1 protein-coding gene is annotated in these 1,446 nt (G+C 67.9%); it reads left to right on the top strand.

Annotation, left to right across the window (positions count from 1 at the left end; translation table 11 throughout):
* Nucleotides 1-1,345: efflux RND transporter permease subunit (locus DBR34_RS23880; protein ID WP_258224101.1), on the top strand; the 1,345-nt coding region annotated here is incomplete at its 5' end.
* Between the last annotated feature and the right edge of the window lie 101 nt (nt 1,346-1,446).

Here is a 1,446-nt window from a genome sequence, read left to right as displayed (position 1 = left end):
GGCCCAGGCCACCAAGCTGGAAAAACTGTTGAAGGGCCGCGAGGGCATCAGCAACTACGTGGCCTACGTCGGCACCGGTTCGCCGCGCTTCTACCTGCCGTTGGACCAGCAGCTGCCGGCCACCAACTTCGCCCAGTTCGTGGTGCTCACGGCCGACGCCAAGGCCCGTGAATCCACCCGCGACTGGCTGATGAAGGACGTGATCAAGCAGTTCCCGGACGTGCAGATGCGCGTGACCCGTCTGGAGAACGGCCCGCCGGTAGGCTACCCGGTGCAGATGCGCATTTCCGGCGAGCACATCGCGCAGGTGCAGGCGATTGCCCGCCAGGTTGAAGCCAAGGTGCGCGAGAACCCGCACGTGATCAACGTCAACCTGGACTGGAGCGAGCCGAGCAAGGTGGTGCGGCTGGTGATCGACCAGGACCGCGCCCGCGCGCTGGGCGTGAGCAGCGCGCAGGTAAGCCAGTTCCTGAGCAGCTCGCTGTCGGGCATGAGCGTAAGCACCTACCGCGAAGGCAACCGCCAGATCGAGATGCTGCTGCGCGGGCCGGACAACGAGCGCGCCCAGCTGGGCCTGCTCGGCAGCCTGGCCATTCCCACCGCCAGCGGCACCCCGGTGACGCTGTCGCAGGTGGCGCGCCTGGAGTATGCCTTCGAGGACGGCATCATCTGGCACCGCAACCGCCTGCCCACGGTGACCGTGCGCGCCGACATCGGCGATGGCATGCAGCCGCTGGACGTGGTGCAGCAGATCCTGCCCACCCTGGACGGCATCCGCGCGCAGCTGCCCTCGGGCTACCTGCTGGAAACCGGCGGTACCGTCGAAGACTCGGCACGCGGGCAGAACTCGATCAAGGCCGGCATGCCGCTGTTCCTGATCGTGGTGGCCACGCTGCTGATGCTGCAGCTGCGCAGCTTCTCGCGTGCGGCCATGGTGCTGGTCACCGCACCGCTGGGCATCATCGGTGCCACGCTGTTCCTGCTGCTGTTCCGCGCGCCGTTCGGCTTCGTGGCGCTGCTGGGTACCATCGCGCTGGCCGGCATGATCATGCGCAACTCGGTGATCCTGATCGACCAGATCCAGCAGGACATCGATGCCGGGCACGACCGCTGGCACGCCATCATCGACGCCACCGTGCGCCGCTTCCGCCCGATCGTGCTGACCGCGCTGGCCGCGGTGCTGGCGATGATCCCGCTGTCGCGCAGTGCGTTCTACGGCTCGATGGCGATCTCGATCATGGGCGGGTTGATCGTCGGCACCGTGCTCACCCTGGTGTTCCTGCCGGCGCTGTATGCGGCATGGTTCCGGGTGAAGCCGGATGAGGCCAGGACTACGGAAGGCTGATGTTGCCGGGGCCGACGCACTGTCGGCCCCGCGTGGCGCCGGGCATTGCCCGGCGGCGCTTTGCGTGCAGCACGCCGTCACTGCCGATGGCCTTGGCCGCG

The sequence above is a fragment of the Stenotrophomonas sp. HMWF003 genome, from assembly GCF_003061285.1.
GTDB lineage: Bacteria > Pseudomonadota > Gammaproteobacteria > Xanthomonadales > Xanthomonadaceae > Stenotrophomonas > Stenotrophomonas maltophilia_AP.
Note: the sequence above shows the minus strand (reverse complement) of the source record. Positions and strands in the feature narration are given on the sequence as shown.